Genomic DNA, 18,440 nt, shown 5'->3' with positions numbered 1-18,440 from the left:
GGCGGCAGCGAGGTGCCGGCGTCCCCTCGGGAGAGACGTGATGAAAACCAGAAAATTCAATCAGTACTACTTCGGGGTTATACGGAGTACGGCAATCGCGGCAGGGGTGGCCTTATTGATAACCCAGGTCGCGTACTCCGCGTCGACGGATGCGGTCCCCAAGTTGATGACGGTTGCCGATGCGCCAATGCCTGCGAGCGGCGCGCACGCAGCGACGCAAATCGCGCAGGACGAGGGTTCAGCGGCGGGCGCAGCGGCCACCGGCACCGCGCCCGATGAACCGACCGCTGCCGACGACGCGGCCCTGGTGTTCAGTCCGCGCGACTGCACAAGGACCAGTGTCGGGGGGTGCGTGCAGCATCGCGGCGGCAACGGCGCGGCGAGCGCAGGCGGCGGTGGCGCGGGTGCGAGCGGCAATGGTGCCGGCGGCGCGGCGGGCTCGGGCAGTGGCGGCGGCAAGGGTAATGGCGGCGGCAGCGGCGGTGGTGGAAGTAGCGGCGGTGGCAGCGGCGGTGGCAGCAGCGGCGGCGGCAGCAGCGGCGGCGGCAGCAGCGGCGGCGGCAGCAGCGGCGGCGGTAGCAGCGGCGGCGGTAGCAGCGGCGGCGGCAGCAGCGGTGGCGGCAGCAGCGGTGGTGGAAGCAGCGGTGGTGGAAGCAGCGGTGGTGGAAGCAGCGGCGGCGGAAGCAGCGGCGGCGGTAGCAGCGGCGGCGGTAGCAGCGGTGGCGGCAGTAGCGGCGGCGGCAGTAGCGGCGGCGGCAGTAGCGGCGGTGGAAGCAGCGGTGGTGGAAGCAGCGGTGGTGGAAGCAGCGGTGGTGGAAGCAGCGGTGGCGGCAGCAGCGGCGGCGGCAGCAGCGGTGGCGGAAGCAGCGGCGGCAGCAGCGGTGGCGGAAGCAGCGGCGGTAGCAGCGGCGGCGGCTGCGGTTGCGGTGGCGGCCCCGGCGGCGGGTTCGGCGGTGGAAAAGGCGGCCCCGGTGGTGGTTTTGGCGGAGGCTTCGGTGGCGGGTTCGGCGGCGGCTTTGGCGGAGGCTTCGGCGGCGGTCACGGAGGCAAGGGTAGCGGCGGTAACGGTGGTGGCAATGGCGGAGGAAGCGGGCACTAGCAGTCGCCTGTTTCCCGGGTAGGGGGCCCCCGCGCCCTACCCGTCGCTAACGACATGCGTATGCCGTTCGCAGTCCCCCGGCAGCGGCGGTGATGTCTCGATCCCCCGGTCGAGCGTCACCGCCCGAGGCCGGTCGGTATCGGCAGCACCCGCAGGCGGCCCGGCAAAACAGCACGCACCGCCGCAAAGCGCTGACAAGCAGTTCCTGTTCTTGCACGCGTTTAAAACCAAAACAATCGATCGCGTCGTGCGTGACCGGAACCAAACCGAAACGATTGCCTCATATCAGATTCAACGTTCGATATGAGGGCATCACAACATGCAACGAAACGTCCCCCACTCCATGGCGCGCACGGCCACCGGACTGCTGATGGTCGCCGCTCTGGGCCTCGCATCGCTCGCTCATGCGCAAACACCGGCTACGCCTGCCCAGCCGCAGCCGCAAACCTTGTCGCAAGCCGCCCCGCCGGTCGATCCCACCTTCTCCGCCTATTCGCTCGCGCAAACCTGCAAGCAGAAAAACGATAACGTCGCACAAGGTCAATGCGTCGGCGCGATCCGCGGCATCATCCACGGCTATCAGTACGGCGTGCTGTTCCTCGGTCAGCGCGCGTCACTGCCGCCCAACGAAACGCAGCGGGTGTCGCTGTGTTTGCGCAATACGCAGGTGTCGTCAATCGTTGACGAATTCGTTGCCGACGCCGCCCAGGTCAACGAAGATTCGCTCAAGCACACGCCCGCTGAAGTCGCCGTTCTAGGTTCCGTGCACATGCACCACGGTTGCAATTAATGACGCCGGCGCAGCGAGCCGCAGCGCCATAAGCGCCGGCTCCACGGCCCGCCGCAATTCGCTAGCGGCAGCTAATGCGCTCACAGCATTTCGAGTGGCCGCTTGCTGCGTGGCGGTTTGAAATAAGTGTCGATAGCAGCGAGTTCATGCGTGTCGAGTTGCAGTTGCGACGCCCGATGGTTGTCGCGCACATGCTCGACGCGGCCCGCTTTCGGAATTGCAAACACGCCGGGTTTTTGCAAGACCCACGCTAGCGCCACCTGAAACACCGAGACGCCTCGTGCGTCGGCGATATCGTCGAGCGGCGAGCGTTTCGGCAGGCGCGCGTGATCGACCGGACTGTATGCCATCGCCGGCATGTTGCGCGCGGCGAGCCACGGCAACAGGTCGAATTCCGGCCCACGGCGCGCGACGTTGTAGAGAATCTGATTGGTCGCGCACGCCTCGCCGCCCGGCGTGGCGACGAGTTCTTCCATATCGTCGGTATCGAAGTTGCTGACGCCCCAGTGGCGAATCTTGCCCGCGCTGCGTAATGCCTCGAATGCCTGGACGGTTTCCGCGAGCGGCACCGAACCGCGCCAGTGCAGCAGATACAGATCGAGCCGATCGGTTTTCAGGCGCTTGAGGCTCTGCTCGCAGGCCGCGATCACGCCGCGCCGGCTGGCGTTATGCGGATACACCTTGCTGACGAGAAAGACCTGATCGCGCAGCCCCGCGAGCGCTTCTCCGAGAAGCGATTCGGTGGCGCCGTCGCCGTACATTTCCGCCGTGTCGATCAGCGTCATGCCCAGTTCGATGCCGCAGCGCAGCGCGGCGAGCTCCGAGGTGCGGCGCGCCGGCTGTTCACCCATCTCCCAGGTGCCCTGCCCCAGTTTCGGAATACGCTCGCCGTCGGGCAGGCTCACGCTTGCGATATCGGTCGTCATGCTTTCTCCTCGAAATGACTAAACATAGGGCAACGCGTCCATGTCGATGCGGCGGCGCAGGCGAATCCGCGGCGCCTGATACGGAAATCGTAGGGACGAGTTTAGCGGTTGCACGAGCATCGGATCGAGCACCAGGCAAAAGCCCGCTATAACGGAGCGCGCCGATGTCTTAGAATTGCCGCTTGCCCTTCTTGCGTGAGCCCCATGACCTCTGCCTCGGAAGACCGCTGGCGCGATCTGCGCCCGGACCCGGAAAACGACACGCCGCTGTACCTGCAACTCGCTCGCAAGCTCGGCAGTGCGATTCACGAAAACCGTTGGAACGCGGGCGAGGCGCTGCCCTCCGAGCGCGTGCTGTCCGAAGCGCTCGGCGTATCGCGGATCACCTCGCGCAAAGCCATTGCCTTACTGGTCGAACAGGGATTGATCCGCCGCACTCAAGGCGCGGGCAGCTTTATCACGCCGCGCTATGAAGATCCGCTTTCGCGTCTGTCGAGTTTCAGCGAAATGCTGCGCCGACGCGGCTTTACGCCGAGTTCGAAGTGGTTGTCGCGAGAAATTTCGCCGGCTAACCGCGATGAGGTGATTCAACTGGGCTTGTCGCCGGCGGCGGCTGTGACCCGGCTGCGCCGCTTGCGGCTCGCCGACGGCATCGTGATGGCGGTGGAGAATTCCACCTTCCCTGCCGCGGTGATTCCCGATCCCCAGGCGATTGGCGATTCGTTGTACACGTACCTGGAAAATCGCGGACTGACGATTGTCCGCGCGCTGCAGCATTTTCGCGCGGTGAACGCGAATGAGGAGATCGCGCAGCAGATGAGCATTGCGCCTAACGAGGCGCTGTTGCTGATCACGCGCGTCGGGTACACGGCGGATCAACGGGCGATCGAGCTGACCGATACCTACTGCCGCAACGATTACTATGATTTCGTGGCGGAGCTGAGGAAGTAAGCACGGTCTTTGCTCGTCGCGGCCATCACAGTACCTTCACTCCCATTTCGCCTCGTGCGCGCCTATCCGAGCCGGTGGCAGCGCAAAATACGCGGGCGTCTCCTCCAGACGCTCAGCCGGCAGAACGCCCAGGACCCGCCCGAACTCCGACTGCACGGTTCCCAGACAATCCCGCACATCGTCGATCGAAACGTCGGGCGCCTTCCAGCCGTCGGGAAGCAATCCGAAGGATTGCAACCACCGTCCGGTCTGCGCGAGCGACACCCTCACGTGCCAGCTCCCGCCTTCGGTGGCTCGCCGCGTCAATGCGGCCATCGCGCCGAACGCAGCCAGATATCCCGTCGCGTGATCCAACGCCTGACAAGGCAGATGCTTCGGCTCATCCCATCCCGCCGCCTCGCGCTCGGTAAACGCAATCCCGCTCGCGGACTGCACCAGGCTATCGAAGCCGCGCCGCCCGGCCCAAGGGCCCTTGTGCCCATAAGCGCAAACCGAGACATAGACGATCCCCGGCCGCACTCGCGCCAGCTCCTCGGGACCGAACCCGCGTGCCGTGAGCGCCCCCGGTCGATACGCCTGCAAAAACACATCGGCGTCGCTAACGAGGCCATTTAACGTTTCCCGGCCAGTTGCATCGCGTAAATCGATCACAGCCGAGCGCTTGCCGCGCCCGTTGTCGATCACCAGCGGCGCAATGTTCGGCAAGTGCGGACCGTTGACCATCAACACCTCGGCGCCATGCTGCGCGAGCGCGCGCCCCGCCACCGGCCCGGCAATGATGCGCGACACATCCAGCACCCGCACGCCCGCCAGCGGCCGCTCCGCGCCGGCCCCGCGCGGCGGCTCGACCGGCGCGTCGCCGATGCGCTCGATCTCGAACAACGGCAGCCCCGCAATCGCTTTCGACTGATCGAGCGCGGCCCACTCGTCGGGCGTGCGAATCAATGCCGCGCACAAACCGGCGTCGGCGAGCGTCTGGTCAAGCATCGCGCCATCCCAGCCGCGAATCGCCTCGGCCACCGCCGCGCGATCGTTCGCGCAGCCGAGCACCTTCAGCACGCCCTCAAGATGATGCGGAAAGTTGGTGTGCAGTTGAATCCAGCGGCCGTCGCGCGTCGCGTAGAAACCCATCACCGGATCGCGCAAAGCGGGCGGCGGACCCTCGTCGATGCGCAGATAGCGCTCGCTGCGAAACGACGCCAGTGCACGCCGCATCTCCACGGTGACGTGTTGCCGGCGCCCCGTGCGCAAGCGATGGTATTCGGCAGCCGCAAGGCCGCTCGCGGCGATGGTCGCCGAGGCCAACGCGCCGACCCGATAGACCGATGGCAAACCCGGATCGGTGCCGGGAAGCGAAACGGACCGCAGCGCAGTCGGGTCGCATTGCGCGGTCGTCCAGATATGTTTGAGTGCGAGTTCAGGCGTCATGGTGCTCATGTCGTTCATCTCGTTCGAGTTGGAACAGGAAGAAAGTGAACCGAGTCTAGAATTTCGCCTTGCCGCAATCAATCTTGATTATGATAATCAATATATATTGATTTCTTCGGTTTCTACGCGTTTCCATGCCACCGTCCCATTCCCTGACTGCCGCGGAAGCCGCCGCCGCGCTCGGCATCAGCCTACCTACGCTGTATGCGTATGTCAGCCGCGGCATGCTGAGCTCATCACCGGATGCGCAAGGCAAGCACCGGCTCTACGATGCCGGCGAAGTGCGGCGGCTCGCCCGGCGCAAGGAAGACGGCAAGCGCGCCGGCAAGGTCGCGCAAAAGGTGTTGGACTGGGGCGTGCCGGTGCTCGAATCGTCGATCACGCTGGTGGCCGACGGCCGCGTGCTGTATCGCGGGCACGACGCCATGGAACTGGCGCGCACGGCATCTCTGGAGGATGTCGCGGCGTTGTTGTGGGAATGCAGTGCGAGGCGTATCGCCGATGCACCGGCCGTCCCGTTCGCCGCCGCGCAGTGGGCCGCGTGGCTCAAGCTCTGGAGCGACAGCACGCCGCTCGACCGCGCGCTCGTGCTGCTGCCGGCCGCCGCCGCGCAAATGCCGCGGGTATGGGCGCTCGGCCGCGACGCGCAACTCGATACCGCCTGCGCGGTCATGCGTTTGCTGGCCGCCGCGATGGTCTCGGCGGCGCCATCGAACGAACCGCTGCACAAGCAGGTGGCTTCAGCGTGGAACATACGCAACCGTCAGCAAGCGGGGCTGCTGCGCGCGGCGTTGGTGGCCTGCGCGGATCATGAACTGAATGCATCGACCTTCACGGTTCGCTGCATCACGTCGACCGGGACGCATCTGTTCGGCGCCGTGGCCGGCGGTCTGGCCGCATTGGCCGGCCCGCGACATGGTGGCGAAACGGTACGGATTGCCGCGCTGCTCGATGAAGCGTCACGCGCACCCGATCTCGACCGCTATCTGGCGAACCGTCTCGCCCGCCACGAGCACGGCGCGCATGGGCCGGTGCTGTCGGGCTTCGGTCATCCGCTTTATCCGGACGGCGATCCGCGCGCGCGTCTGCTGCTCGGGATGCTCGCCGACTGCGCGCCGGCCCGTTCGCCGTTAGACGAAGTGCAGGCGATCGCGCGCACGGTGCGCGACACGACCGGCGCGGAGCCGACCGTCGACTTTGCGCTCGTGGGCATCGAACGGGTACTCGGCCTGCCGGCCGGCGCCGCATTCACGCTGTTCGCGGTCGGCCGGGTAGTTGGCTGGATCGCTCACGCAATGGAACAGACGCGCGACGGCCGGTTGATACGGCCACGCGCGCGCTATATCGGGGAGGTTGAGGTGGCCGGATGAGGCGTGGCGCACGCCGGCAGCAAAGCAAATGCGGCACGTATTGCCTGCGCCGGGCACAAGCAAATGCATCCGGCACCACGCACGCCAGCGACACGAGCCGCTGCCATCTTAGCGGCCATGGCCACCACAGTTGCCCATCACGCCACACCTAACCAGCGCGGCAGCCAGTTCAACATCGGCGAACCGCTCAGCGGCCGCGTTACAGTGCGCTCTGACCCGCTAGCCAGCGCGAAACGCGCACCGGCCCGCCCCGCGCTGACCCACGCCAGCGCACCGCGCGGCAACTCGATCGATTGCCCCGTTGCCAGCCAGTGATCGCCGTTTTCGCCTTCGACAGTCAGCCAGATCTCGCCCGAGATCACCTTGAAGACTGACGGACGCGCGACACGCCAGGCCGCCGCGGGCTCGTCATGTTCCATTTCGAAAATTCGGACTTCACGCATCGCTTTTCTCCTTCAAAGAAACTTCCTGTTGTACTGATTATTGACGTGCGATCATCGAATACCCATGCACAGTTCCGAACACTTTCATCGGAACTGTTCAGTCGAAAAAACGGACAGTTGGCGGCAACCGCGCTTCATCAGCGCGTGCTGTGCGCGCCGCACCGACGGTTCGGCGCTCCGGCGCCCTGGCTGCCCGGCGAAGGAAAAGCACCGCATGAAACTCGAAATCCAACTCGATCGGGAGAGCGGCGTACCGCTCACCGAACAGATCGTCACAGGCATCACCGCCTGGATTCGCTCGCGCACCGCTCACCCCGGCTCAAAGCTGCCGTCGATCCGTCAGTTCGCCGCCGACTACGGCGTGAGCCGATTTCCCGTGATCGAGGCTTACGACCGGCTGGTGTCGCTCGGCTATGTCGACTCGCGTCATGGCTCGGGCTTCTATGTCGCCGACCGCCAGCCGCCAAGCCCGCATTGCCAGGGCACCTCGGACCCGCGCCTCGCCGAGGACGAATCGGGGCACATCCTCCAGCAGTTCAACTACCAAACCGAGACGCTCAAGCTCGGCAGCGGCTTCATTCCCGATGCGTGGCGCGACACGGAGAGCCTCGCGCAGGCGATCCGCCATGTGTCGCGCACCGACATCGCGAGCATGGTCGATTACGCGACCCCGCTCGGCAATCTGACCTTGCGTGAACATCTGCAAGGCCGGATTGGTCAACTGGGGATTCAGGCGGATGCCTCGCAGATTCTGATCACCAATGGCGCGAGCCAGGCGCTCGATCTGCTGATGCGTTACATGCTCAAAGCCGGCGACACGATGTTCGTCGAGGACCCCGGCTACTACAACCTGTACGGTCTGCTGAAACTGCACGGCGTGAAGCTGATCGGCATTCCGCGCACCCGCAGCGGCCCCGATCTCGATGTGCTGCAGGCACAGTTGCAAGTGCATCGGCCGAAGCTGATGTTCATCAACACGGTGTTCCACAACCCGACCGGCACCACGGTCGCGCCGCCGGTGGCGTTCCGGCTGCTGCAACTGGCGCGCGAACACGGTTTCACGATCATCGAAGACGACATCTACGCCGACTTCCAGGCCGACGTCACCGACCGTCTCGCGACGCTCGACCAGCTCGAACATGTGATTTACGTGGGCGGTTTGTCGAAGACGCTGTCGTCGTCGTTGCGGATCGGCTGCGTGGTGGCGAGCCACGCGATCATCAAGGATCTGGTCGACATCAAGATGCTGACGAGCATCGGCGGTTCGCGCTTTGCCGAGGCGGTCGCCGTGTCATTGCTGGAGCGCGGCGCGTACCGCAAGTATCTGGAACGACTGCGCCGCCGCATGCGCGACGCGCTCGGCTCGACCATTCAGACACTCGAAGACGCCGGCTGGGATCTGTTCGAAAAGCCTGTCGGCGGCAAGTTCGTGTGGGCGCGTGTGCCGCACGTCGACAACGCCGAACGGCTGGTGGCATGCGGCGCACCGCTCGGCGTGACAGTGGCGCCCGGCAGCTATTTCCGGCCGAACATGGAAGTGAGCCCGTGGACCAGGATTCACGCCGCGTTCGGCAATGACCCGCGTGCGCAGGCATTTTTCCGTGCTGCTGTGGCGTTGCCTCCCTCGGACTGACTTCGTCATCTTGCCTTCGCACTGAACGCATAGCCGCTGCGCCGGGCCACGCTTTTCCCTAGAATAGCGAGTCCCAGCCCGTCCCTGCGCGCCTAGCCGCCCTCCATGTCCACGCCGCCGATCCTGCCCGCCTCCGTCCCCGCCGCCCCCGCCGCCACTTCGGGCCCCTCGGCCCGCTCGCTCACCGTGATGCTGTGGCTCGTCGCCACCGGCTTCTTCATGCAGACGCTCGACTCCACGATCGTCAACACCGCGCTCCCCGCGATGGCGACGAGCCTCGGCGAGTTGCCGTTGCGCATGCAATCGGTGGTGATCGCGTACTCGCTGACGATGGCGGTGATGATCCCGGTGTCCGGCTGGCTCGCCGACAAACTCGGTACGCGGCGTGTGTTCTTCAGCGCGATCCTCGTGTTCACGGTCGGCTCACTGCTGTGCGCCAACGCGCATACCCTGAATCAACTGGTGATCTATCGCATCGTGCAAGGCGTGGGCGGGGCGATGCTGTTGCCCGTTGGGCGGCTCGCGGTGCTGCGTACCTTTCCGGCGGAACGCTATTTGCCGGCCTTGTCGTTCGTGGCGATTCCCGGACTGATCGGACCGCTGATCGGCCCGACGCTCGGCGGCTGGCTCGTAAAAATCGCTTCGTGGCACTGGATCTTTCTGATCAATGTACCGGTGGGGATCGTGGGTTGCATCGCCACATTCATCTTCATGCCGGATAGCCGCAACGAGCACACCGGCAAGTTCGATCTGAAGGGCTATCTGCTGCTGATTTTCGGCATGGTGGCGATTTCATTCGCGCTCGACGGCCGCACGGAGTTTGGCATCCAGCACGCCACCGTGTTGGTGCTGCTGATCCTCAGCCTCGCCTGCTTCGTCGCCTACGGTTTGCACGCCGTACGCGAACCCGCGCCGATCTTCCCGCTCGATCTGTTCAAGATCCACACCTTCAGCGTCGGCCTGCTCGGCAATCTGTTCGCGCGGATCGGCAGCGGCGCGATGCCGTATCTGATTCCTCTGCTCCTGCAGGTGAGTCTCGGCTATAGCGCCTTCGAAGCCGGCATGATGATGCTGCCGGTGGCGGCTGCGGGCATGGCGGCCAAGCGCCTTGTCACGACGCTGATCGTCAAATACAGCTACCGGCGCGTGCTGATCGTCAACACGGTGCTGGTTGGCCTAACCATGGCGAGCTTCGCGCTCACCAGCGCCGGCCAGCCGCTATGGCTGCGGCTCGTGCAACTGGCGTTCTTCGGCGCGGTCAACTCGATGCAGTTCACCGGGATGAACACGCTCACGCTCAAGGATCTCGGCACCGGCGGTGCGAGCAGCGGCAACAGCCTGTTTTCGCTGGTGCAGATGCTGTCGATGAGCCTCGGCGTGACGGTCGCCGGCGCGTTGCTTGCGACCTTCACCGGCCTCCTGCCGCGCGTGACGGCCGCCAACTCCCTGCCCGCGTTCCATGCGACGTTCCTGTGTGTCGGCATCATCACCGCCGGCTCGTCGTGGATCTTCGCGCAACTGTCGCCGGACATCCGTACACCTTCGAAAAAGACCGATCCTTCGGAGCGGACCTGAGTTTTGCGCCAGGTTGCGGTGGCGTTGCCCCTACCCGCCGCGCCCCGTCGCCGACCCGCAACGGGGCGCGGATCGCACCACCGAAGTGCGAATCATCGCCTGCGCGCACGCGCTTGCGCACAATCGCCGTACTGACAGCGGTAAGCGGGCGCGCACAGAGTGTTTCCGCACGCGCATAGTTCTTGCTCGCGTATCCTGTAAACTCACATTTTGCGCGTGCCCACTCGTGTCGAGCATGAGAAGCGCGCCGCCACTTCCACACGACTGACATGATGAGCATGATCGAACTCGATCCTCCCGGCTTCCAGCCGCCGCGCCCGATGGCCGGCGACGAAGGCTCCCGGCGCACCGTTCTGTACGGCGGCTACACGGTTTTCAGCGTGTTCCAGCCGGTTTTTTCGGTGTCGCACCGGCGTGCGATCGGCTATCACGCTTCGCTGCGCGCACACGACGAACATGCGCTGCAGGTGCCGTCGCACGAGGTTTTCACACAGGCGGCGCGGCGCGGCGACCTGCTGGAACTCGGGCGGCTCGCCGAATCACTGCATCTGGGCAACTTCAACGCATTCGACAGCCACGACGAATGGCTTTTCCTCAGCCTGCACCCGGCGGCGCTGATGGACACCAGTTACGGCGACGCACTGCTCGCCGGCCTCAAGGCGCTGGGCCTGCCGCCGCAACGGGTGGTGCTGGAAGTATCCGAACAGGCCGGCGGTGAAACCACGCGCTTCGCCGACATCATCGACGCGTTGCGCAAGTCCGGCTTCCTGATCGCGCTGGACGGCTTTGGCGCCAAGCATTCGAACATCGACCGCGTGTGGAATCTGCGTCCGGACATCGTCACGCTCGACCGCTGCATTCTCGCGCAAGCGAGCGAACACTCGCATATCGAACGCGTGCTGCCGGGCCTCGTTTCGCTGCTGCACGAATCCGGCCAACTGGTGCTGATGGGCGGCCTGAGCACCGAGCGCGATGCGCTGATCGCACTCGAATGCAACGTCGACTTCGTGCAGGGCGCGTACTTCGCGGGCCCGAGCGTCGAGCCGGTGAAACCGCAAGCGGCGGCCGGCCTGATGGACTCGCTCTCCGCGGCGCTACGCGAACGGGTTGCCGCGCGCGAACGCGCACAGTCCGCACGGCTCGCACCCTATGTCACGGCGCTGGAAACGGCGGCTGCCCAACTCGTGGCCGGGGAATCGGTGGCCCAGGCGACCGCGACGCTGCTCACGCTCGGCGAGACGGCACGCTGTTTCGTGCTCGACGGCTCGGGCCGGCAGATCGGCGACAACGTGCTACCGCCGGGGCGCGCTTCGCAACGCGCCAAGCGCTTCCGGCCGTTGCTGCATTCGCAAGGCGCGAGCTGGGAACGCCGGCCGTACTTCATTCAGGCCATGCGCGTGCCCGGGCAGGTGCACCTCACACCGCCCTACCTGTCGATCAACGAAGCGCACCTGTGCGTGACGGCCTCGATCGCCGCGCATACGCCGCACGGCACCCAGGTGCTATGCGTCGACATTAATTGGGAAGTCGCCGCGCATCGTAATTGAGGTAAGGGCGTGCCGCTGGATCCGCGCGAGCAGCTTCATGACGGCCGCGCGGCCCAGCAAGCGGTTGGCTGCCTGCAAACGCGCCGCGCTGGTGACGGCGCGCAACGCGACGATCTTCGTCGACCCGTCTGCCAGACTTTGCGTGGACACGTCGATTACCCCGACAACCTCGCCTTCGAACAGCAACGCAATACACATTGCGCCTTCGACCGACACCACCTCGGCATGGCTCGCCTGATGCGCGAGCGCTGTCACCGTCTCCATCCAGGCCACTGGCGCCAGTTCCTGCGTGCACACCGGCGCGTCGCTGACGACTTCCGGCGCATCGCTAAAGAGCCGTAACAAGCCCGCCCGATCCTGCGCCTCCAGCGCCGTGCGCAAGCGTTCCACGATCCGCGCATGCGCGGCGGGATCCGGCCGCTCCAGCGGCGCGCCCGCACGCTGCAAACGCCCCTTGGCCCGATGGACGATCTGCCGGCAACTGGCCGGCGTACGGTCGAGGATTTTCGCAATCTCCGCGTAGTCGCAATCGAAAGCTTCGTGCAGCACGAAGGCCGCCCGCTCATCCGGCTTCAGACGCTCGAGCAGAAGCATCACGCCATACGACATCTCCGCCGCGCGCAAGGCCAGTTCCTCCGCCGATGGTGCCACCTCGTCGAGCCGGGGCTCCGGCAGCCAGCCGGCGGTCTGTGACGCGCGTTCGCGCTGCACGTGACGCAGCCGGTCGATAGCCGCGCGCGTGGTGATCGTGGTGAGCCAGGCGGCCGGTGTCTGCACCTCTTGCGTATCGGCGAGATGCCACTTGAGCCAGACGTCCTGCACCACGTCTTCCGCTTCGGCGCGGCTGCCGAGCATGCGGTACGCCAGCGCGAGCAGGCGGGCACGCACGGCCTCGAAGCTGGATGCCTTGTCGATTCCTTGTTCCGTCATGCGTTGACCTCCAGATCTGCATCCTTTTTACCTTGACGCTCGGGCTCCCGCCGATGTGACAGCCCAACGAAAAAATATTCCTGTCACGTCGCTGCCCTTCTTCTCGTCATAAGGACAACAACCCGCGCAAAGGGTGCGCGGTTGTTCGAATCGGCCACCGCTACCGGCAACGCGCCACCTGAAACGAGGCAAACATGCATTCCAGCTATCCGTCCGTCACCGGCCTCGGCCTCGTGCCCACCGTGATCGAACAGTCCGGCCGCGGCGAGCGCGCCTACGACATCTATTCGCGCCTGCTGCGCGAGCGCATCGTTTTTCTGGTCGGTCCGGTGAACGAACAGTCGGCCAGTCTGATCGTCGCTCAATTGCTGTTTCTGGAATCAGAGAATCCCGACAAGGATATTTCTTTTTACATCAATTCGCCGGGCGGCTCGGTGTATGACGGCCTCGCCATCTACGACACGATGCAGTTCATCAAGCCGGAGGTGTCGACCTTGTGCACCGGCTTTGCCGCCAGCATGGGCACGTTTTTGCTGACCGCCGGCCAGCGCGGCAAACGGTACGCGCTGCCGAACGCGCGCATCATGATTCACCAGCCGTCGGGCGGCAGCCAGGGCACCGCTGCCGACGTCGAAATCCAGGCGAAAGAGGTGCTCTACCAACGCGAACGTCTCAACGCGATGATGGCCGAGCGCACCGGGCGCAGTATCGAAGAGATCGTCCGCGACACCGACCGCGACAACTTCATGTCTGCCCAAGGCGCGAAGGCGTACGGTCTCGTCGACGAGGTGCTCGAAACACGAGCGGCGCTAAGCAATCCAGGAGATCCGGCTCGTCACCGTGACATGTAGCGCGGCAAGGCCGCACCGCCAGAAACGTCCTCGCCCCCGGGCGGCTTTTTGCCGGCCCTATCGGTGCGCCGGAAACACAAAAGCTGATCACCTCCGCTGGAATCGCTATCATGGTCGCGATTCGTCGAATTCGACGATCGCTTCAATGGAGATATTCATGGCGTCATCCAACGAAACCGTCAGCATGGCGCTATTCTGCGACTTCGAAAACGTTGCGCTCGGCGTGCGCGACGCGAAGTACGACAAGTTCGACATCAAGCTGGTGCTCGAACGTCTGCTGCTCAAGGGCAGCATTGTCGTGAAGAAAGCGTATTGCGACTGGGACCGCTACAAGAGTTTCAAAGGCGCGATGCACGAGGCCAATTTCGAGTTGATCGAGATTCCGCACGTGCGCCAATCGGGCAAGAATTCCGCCGACATCCGGCTCGTGGTCGACGCGCTCGACCTCTGCTACACAAAATCGCACGTCAATACTTTCGTCATCATCAGTGGCGACTCGGACTTTTCACCGCTGGTGTCGAAGCTGCGCGAGAACAACAAGCAGGTGATCGGAGTCGGCGTGCAGCAATCCACCTCCGATCTGCTGATCGCGAACTGCGACGAGTTCTTCTTTTACGACGACCTCGTGCGCGAGAGTCAGCGCACGGTTGCCAAGCGCGAGTCGTCGCGCCCGCAACAGACCGCGCAGCAGACCGCCAAACGTACGCCCGACGAAGAAAAATCACGCAGCAAGGAAGACCTCGAAAAACGCCGCACCAAAGCGGTCGAGATCGCCGTGCAGACGTTCGACGCGCTCGCGTCCGAACGTGGCGACAGCGGGAAGATCTGGGCATCGGTACTGAAGAACGCGATCAAGCGCCGCAAGCCGGATTTCAACGAGACGTACTACGGCTTTCGCGCATTCGGCAATCTGCTGGAAGAAGCGCATGCGCGCGGGCTGCTCGAATTCGGCCGCGATGAGAAGTCGGGCGCGTACGTTTATCGGGGCGCGGCTGGAAATGCGGGTGCCGAAAACGTGAACGAGCCGGCCGAAGCGGGTGAGTCGGCAGAACAGATTGTTGAAGCACAGGTTGCCGAAACCGTGGTCGCCGAGTCGGGCGGCAAGCACGAGTCGCGCCGCCGAGGCCGCGGCAATCGCAAACCCGGTCGCGGCCAGCAGGAAGCAGTGCAGGAAGAGCGTGCGGCGGTTGAGCACAGCCGCCATGCACAGGCTCAAACTGACACGGGGCACACGCACGCGCCATTGGCCAGTGAAGCCGTTTTCGAACAGCCGGAAGCCGCCTGGATAGAACCGGAGGCCTTTGCGGCTGAACCGGTCGCGGTAGCCGAAGAAGCACAGGAAACGAGCGGCACCCAACCTGAGCGCCGCAAGGAACGCGCACCGCGCAAGACAGCCGCGAAGAAAGCGAAGAAGGCAACACCGCGAAAGATCGACGAGGTACCGGAAATCGCGGCGCCTGCTGAAGCACCGGTGGCGTCGGTCGCCGAAGAAAAAGCGCCCGTGGCCGCCAAGAAGGCAGCGCGCAAAACCGCCCCACGCAGTCGCCGTCCGCGTAAGACAGCGGCAACGAGCGAGGTGGAATAAGCGTCTCACTTTGCGTCACGTGCACGGATTTCTTCCGGTACGCCCATAGCAATGTGAGTGCCGCCGCGCAAACTCCGCTCCAAACAAAAAGCCCCTGCTCGCAATGAACAGGGGCTTTTCCATTTCCCGTTCGTAACACCTACAGCAAACCAAACACCGCCACCCCATTCGTCGCGCCCACAAACACTTTGCCGCGCGCGATCATCGGCGTGATGAACTTGTTGCCCGCGCCCCATTGATCGCGCGCGCCCGCCTGATTGCTGTTGTACAACTCATGCGCAAGGTTGCCTGCGTCGTACGCATGCAAGGCACCCGTCGTGCCGTTTTCCGCCACCCAGACGATGCCGTTGCTCGAGCCATTGGCCGACACGGCCGGCGTCGCGCCGGGATAGGCAAACGTGGTTGGACTCTTTGACGATGCGGTGGTCGCGAGAAACGCACCGGAGATCGGCAGCGCCTTCAGGTTATCGTTCCAGCCGCCGTAATAGACCACACCGTTGTAATAAGCCGGCGACCCCCAGATGCCGCCCGCGAGCGTGCCGGTCAACACCTGCCAGTTATTGTTCGCCGTGGGACTGAACTTACCCATCGAGTCGCGATCGACCACATAGATCAGATTGTCCTTGCCCGCCGCCACCGCCAGGTGTTTGACGACGCCGCCCGCGGTCGTCTGATCCGGCAACAGCATCACGCCGCCCGAACCGAAATCGTTGTCGGCATTTGCCTCGGCCACGACGTTATCCATGGCGAAGTAATCGGTGACCTGCAGGTTTCCTAAGGACAGCTTCATCAGCGAGTTGCCGAAGTCGCCGTCGACGGGAAAGCCCTGCGCATTCAGCGTGGTGCCGAACGTGCCGTTGCCGTCGACGACGTAAATCGAGGTGCCGTCCGACGCCATGCCTGAGCCGGCCATCCAGATCGATCCCTGGCTGCCGTTCGGTGCGACGTCGAACACGCTGGTCCGCTGCAACGTGTCGGCGCTATAGGCCATCAACCAGCCGGTGTAAGCACCCGACATGCAGTGCGCGGTCCAGCCCATATAGACGTTGCCGCCGACCAGCGTGAGCGCCGCGCGCACCGCGTGCAGCGACGGATTGAAGGTGATGGTGCCGTTGACGCTCCCCGCGCCGCTGCCGGGGAAGCTCGCCGCAATCTCCGTCGGCCCGCCAAGCACCTCTGCCCCAGTGGTCAGATCAAGCGCATGCAGCCGATGATGGTACGCACCGCTGCCGTCTTTGGTCATCGCCACGGCATACAGCACGCCATTCGCGCCGCGATTGCGGTCGATCACCGGCGTCGACGTAATGCCGATTTCCGGCGTGATGTCCTGGCAACCGCGGTCGTCGCTGGATGTCTCGCCGCTGCCGACCAACGAGACCTTCCACAATTGCGCGAAGGTGGTGGCGTCATACGCGTACACGCTATCGTGTTCGGTGGCGACGTAGACCACGTCGTGAGCGGTGCCGCCAATCGACAGACTCGTGACGAACAGCGGCTGCGCATCGACCTTGCCGTCCGCGGCGAGAAACGCCACTTTGCCGAAGCTCGCTGAATTCACGTTCGCGAGCGTCAGCGTCGTCTCGGCGAGCATCTGGCCCGTGCGGGCGAGATCGTTGTGATGCATCAGCACGTCGGTGGCGAAGGTCGCCGTTCCCATCGACGTGCCACCCGAACTGGTTGAGCCGGTGCCACCACTGCCGGTCGTCGAGCCGCCACCGGTGGTGCCGCTGCCGGCTGCCGAGCCCGTACCCGATGAGCCACCCGAGCCGCCGCCGCAAGAAAGGAAGCAGCCAGCGACGAATGCAATCGCCAGCCACTCGCACACACGGGACCACATACTCGGATTGAACGTGCCGGTTTGCGGTCGCTGCATGGTCGCCTCGTTGGCACGATGTCCGGCTCACTCCGTGCGTCGGGCTGCGTCAAACGGCGGAGTCAGAAACGGCGGATGCCGGCAGGGATGGAGTGGAGTTTGCGGGCTGTGCGGAACCGCCAGACAGGTGGCGTCTCTAGCCCTCCATCGAAACCTACGCCCTTTGCCGGGCGGCTTGCCGCCATCGTTTCGTGTCTTTCCGCCAGACATGACAAACGCTTTACAGCAACAAGCTTGCCTGCTCACTGGTGCAAACGATTTGTTTCTGCGCAGCGAGGTTTCCGATCGACCTCAGTAATACGGGTAAGGCGCGTACATCACCGGAGGCGGCGCGACATACCTCGGCGGCGGCGCATAGTAGTACGGCTGAGGTGCGTAATAGACCGGCTGCGGCGCATAGTAGGCCGGTTGCGGCGGCTGCGAGATGGTGTTGCCTTTCGAGGTCATGCACTGCGCGTAGGCGGCGTCATAGCGCGCTTGCAGGCCCGCCGCGGAATACTGCGCGCCATTCGCGCCGTTCGCGCCGCCGATCAGCAACCCGCTGCCCGCGCCGATCGCCGCGCCGGCGCCCGCATTGCCCGCCGCCGCACCGATCAGTGCGCCGACCGCCGCGCCGCCAAGCGTGCCCAGCGCGGCGCTGTTCACGCTGTTCGTGGTCGCCGCCTGGGCAGCCGCGTTCGGGTCCGTCGAGCGGTTTGCGTAGTCGCGGCATGCATAGTCGTCCTGCTGGAACTGCCCGAGCGGCTCGCCGCTACGCGGCAGCGCGACCACGCTTGGGCCGCTCGGCGGCAAGACCGCGCAACCGCCGAGCGCGAGCGCAACGACGGCGGCCGGTAGGGCGAGGCTTATCGACTTGGTGCTGGAGATCATGTTCGTGCGCTTCAAAGACATTGGAATTCAAACGTTATGCCAATCTGTATCGTCCTTGGTTACGAGATCGTTACAGATTTTTTTTCGCTTACATTCTCGCCCGCGTCCGCGCGGCACGGTCTCGCCCACCGGCGGAGGGCGCGGCCATCGGCATCGGCAGATGTCGACGGATTCCGATACGACTGGGGCCGCATCGACACAGCCTTGATCGAACGCGCGCAAGGTCTGATGCGCAACGCTGACGAAGCTTGCCGGCAGCAAGGAATATGCAGTAACCCTTAAGTAACAATGGATATGAATGACGAAAGATTTGACGCGCAAATGCGACGGCGTAGAAACGTGCAAACTTCATCTGTCGACCGCCGTGCACGAGCCGGCCTTCTGTTGAAGGCGCATGGCGTCGCCAAAATTGGCGACTAAAAAGCAGAAAGCCCTCACGAAGGAGGGCTTTCTGTTTTACTACCGTCTCCAGACTTCATTGCAGCGATCCGCTCAGATCTCCAGTTTCGTTGGATATCAGCAACTTCATCTAAAGCCTGGGCGTGCTTTGCAAGCTCCGATCCATGCGC

Annotated in this window: 15 protein-coding genes; 9 read left to right on the top strand and 6 right to left on the bottom strand. The window is 64.5% G+C overall.

The window, feature by feature from the left end:
* Positions 1-275: 275 nt before the first annotated feature.
* Together M0D64_RS15375 and M0D64_RS15370 are read left to right on the top strand one after the other, a co-directional pair.
* Positions 276-1,121 (top strand): hypothetical protein, encoded by an 846-nt coding sequence (locus M0D64_RS15375; RefSeq protein WP_266258319.1) that lies wholly within the window; start codon positions 276-278, stop codon positions 1,119-1,121.
* A 297-nt stretch (positions 1,122-1,418) separates the two neighbouring features.
* Positions 1,419-1,889, top strand: coding sequence for a hypothetical protein (locus M0D64_RS15370; protein WP_266258317.1), 471 nt, complete (start codon positions 1,419-1,421; stop codon positions 1,887-1,889).
* Between the two features lie 80 nt (positions 1,890-1,969).
* On the opposite strand, the gene M0D64_RS15365 is transcribed toward M0D64_RS15370, so the two are convergent.
* Positions 1,970-2,815, bottom strand: coding sequence for an aldo/keto reductase (locus M0D64_RS15365; RefSeq protein ID WP_266258316.1), 846 nt, complete (start codon positions 2,813-2,815; stop codon positions 1,970-1,972).
* A 204-nt stretch (positions 2,816-3,019) separates the two neighbouring features.
* Between M0D64_RS15365 and M0D64_RS15360 the strand changes: the two genes are divergently transcribed.
* Entirely contained in the window at positions 3,020-3,766 is a 747-nt protein-coding gene (locus tag M0D64_RS15360) for a GntR family transcriptional regulator (RefSeq protein WP_115780853.1), read from the top strand.
* A 36-nt stretch (positions 3,767-3,802) separates the two neighbouring features.
* Here the strand turns inward: M0D64_RS15360 and M0D64_RS15355 are convergent, their stop codons facing one another.
* A complete protein-coding gene (locus tag M0D64_RS15355; RefSeq protein ID WP_266258487.1) occupies positions 3,803-5,194 on the bottom strand; it encodes a CoA transferase in 1,392 nt (463 codons plus the stop codon).
* A gap of 134 nt (positions 5,195-5,328) precedes the next feature.
* On the opposite strand from M0D64_RS15355, the gene M0D64_RS15350 reads away from it, so the two are divergent.
* Positions 5,329-6,564, top strand: a complete 1,236-nt coding sequence (locus tag M0D64_RS15350; RefSeq protein ID WP_266258314.1) for a citrate/2-methylcitrate synthase — start codon at positions 5,329-5,331, stop codon at positions 6,562-6,564.
* A gap of 137 nt (positions 6,565-6,701) precedes the next feature.
* Here M0D64_RS15350 and M0D64_RS15345 read toward each other — a convergent pair whose 3' ends face one another.
* Positions 6,702-7,007 carry a DUF2917 domain-containing protein gene (locus tag M0D64_RS15345; RefSeq protein WP_266237473.1) on the bottom strand — a complete coding sequence of 102 codons (306 nt, stop codon included), beginning with the start codon at positions 7,005-7,007 and terminating at the stop codon, positions 6,702-6,704.
* Positions 7,008-7,221: 214 nt separating this feature from the next.
* Between M0D64_RS15345 and M0D64_RS15340 the strand changes: the two genes are divergently transcribed.
* The 3 genes from M0D64_RS15340 to M0D64_RS15330 all read left to right on the top strand — a co-directional run bounded on the left by M0D64_RS15340 (position 7,222) and on the right by M0D64_RS15330 (position 11,762).
* Entirely contained in the window at positions 7,222-8,640 is a 1,419-nt protein-coding gene (locus M0D64_RS15340) for a PLP-dependent aminotransferase family protein (protein WP_266258313.1), read from the top strand.
* A 189-nt stretch (positions 8,641-8,829) separates the two neighbouring features.
* Complete coding sequence (mdtD, locus tag M0D64_RS15335; protein ID WP_266258486.1) at positions 8,830-10,215, top strand: multidrug transporter subunit MdtD; 1,386 nt, start codon at positions 8,830-8,832, stop codon at positions 10,213-10,215.
* 272 nt (positions 10,216-10,487) lie between these two features.
* Positions 10,488-11,762, top strand: a complete 1,275-nt coding sequence (locus M0D64_RS15330; RefSeq protein WP_154558596.1) for an EAL domain-containing protein — start codon at positions 10,488-10,490, stop codon at positions 11,760-11,762.
* Here M0D64_RS15330 and M0D64_RS15325 read toward each other — a convergent pair.
* A complete protein-coding gene (locus tag M0D64_RS15325) occupies positions 11,718-12,692 on the bottom strand; it encodes a sigma-70 family RNA polymerase sigma factor (protein WP_266258312.1) in 975 nt (324 codons plus the stop codon). The two genes, M0D64_RS15330 and M0D64_RS15325, sit on opposite strands and share 45 nt — an antisense overlap.
* Before the next feature lie 194 nt (positions 12,693-12,886).
* On the opposite strand from M0D64_RS15325, the gene clpP reads away from it, so the two are divergent.
* A complete protein-coding gene (gene clpP / locus M0D64_RS15320) occupies positions 12,887-13,543 on the top strand; it encodes an ATP-dependent Clp endopeptidase proteolytic subunit ClpP (protein WP_154558598.1) in 657 nt (218 codons plus the stop codon).
* 157 nt (positions 13,544-13,700) lie between these two features.
* Positions 13,701-15,128: an NYN domain-containing protein gene (locus tag M0D64_RS15315; protein ID WP_266258311.1), complete on the top strand. Its 1,428-nt coding sequence runs from the start codon at positions 13,701-13,703 to the stop codon at positions 15,126-15,128.
* A 139-nt stretch (positions 15,129-15,267) separates the two neighbouring features.
* On the opposite strand, the gene M0D64_RS15310 is transcribed toward M0D64_RS15315, so the two are convergent.
* Both M0D64_RS15310 and M0D64_RS15305 read right to left on the bottom strand, forming a co-directional pair.
* Positions 15,268-16,965: a PQQ-binding-like beta-propeller repeat protein gene (locus M0D64_RS15310; protein ID WP_266258485.1), complete on the bottom strand. Its 1,698-nt coding sequence runs from the start codon at positions 16,963-16,965 to the stop codon at positions 15,268-15,270.
* 327 nt (positions 16,966-17,292) lie between these two features.
* Positions 17,293-17,871, bottom strand: coding sequence for a glycine zipper family protein (locus M0D64_RS15305; RefSeq protein ID WP_171926098.1), 579 nt, complete (start codon positions 17,869-17,871; stop codon positions 17,293-17,295).
* Positions 17,872-18,440: the final 569 nt, after the last annotated feature.

The organism is Paraburkholderia sp. WS6 (assembly GCF_030464835.1).
Taxonomy (GTDB): Bacteria; Pseudomonadota; Gammaproteobacteria; order Burkholderiales; family Burkholderiaceae; genus Paraburkholderia; species Paraburkholderia madseniana.
This window is presented reverse-complemented; position numbering and strand designations above follow the sequence as displayed.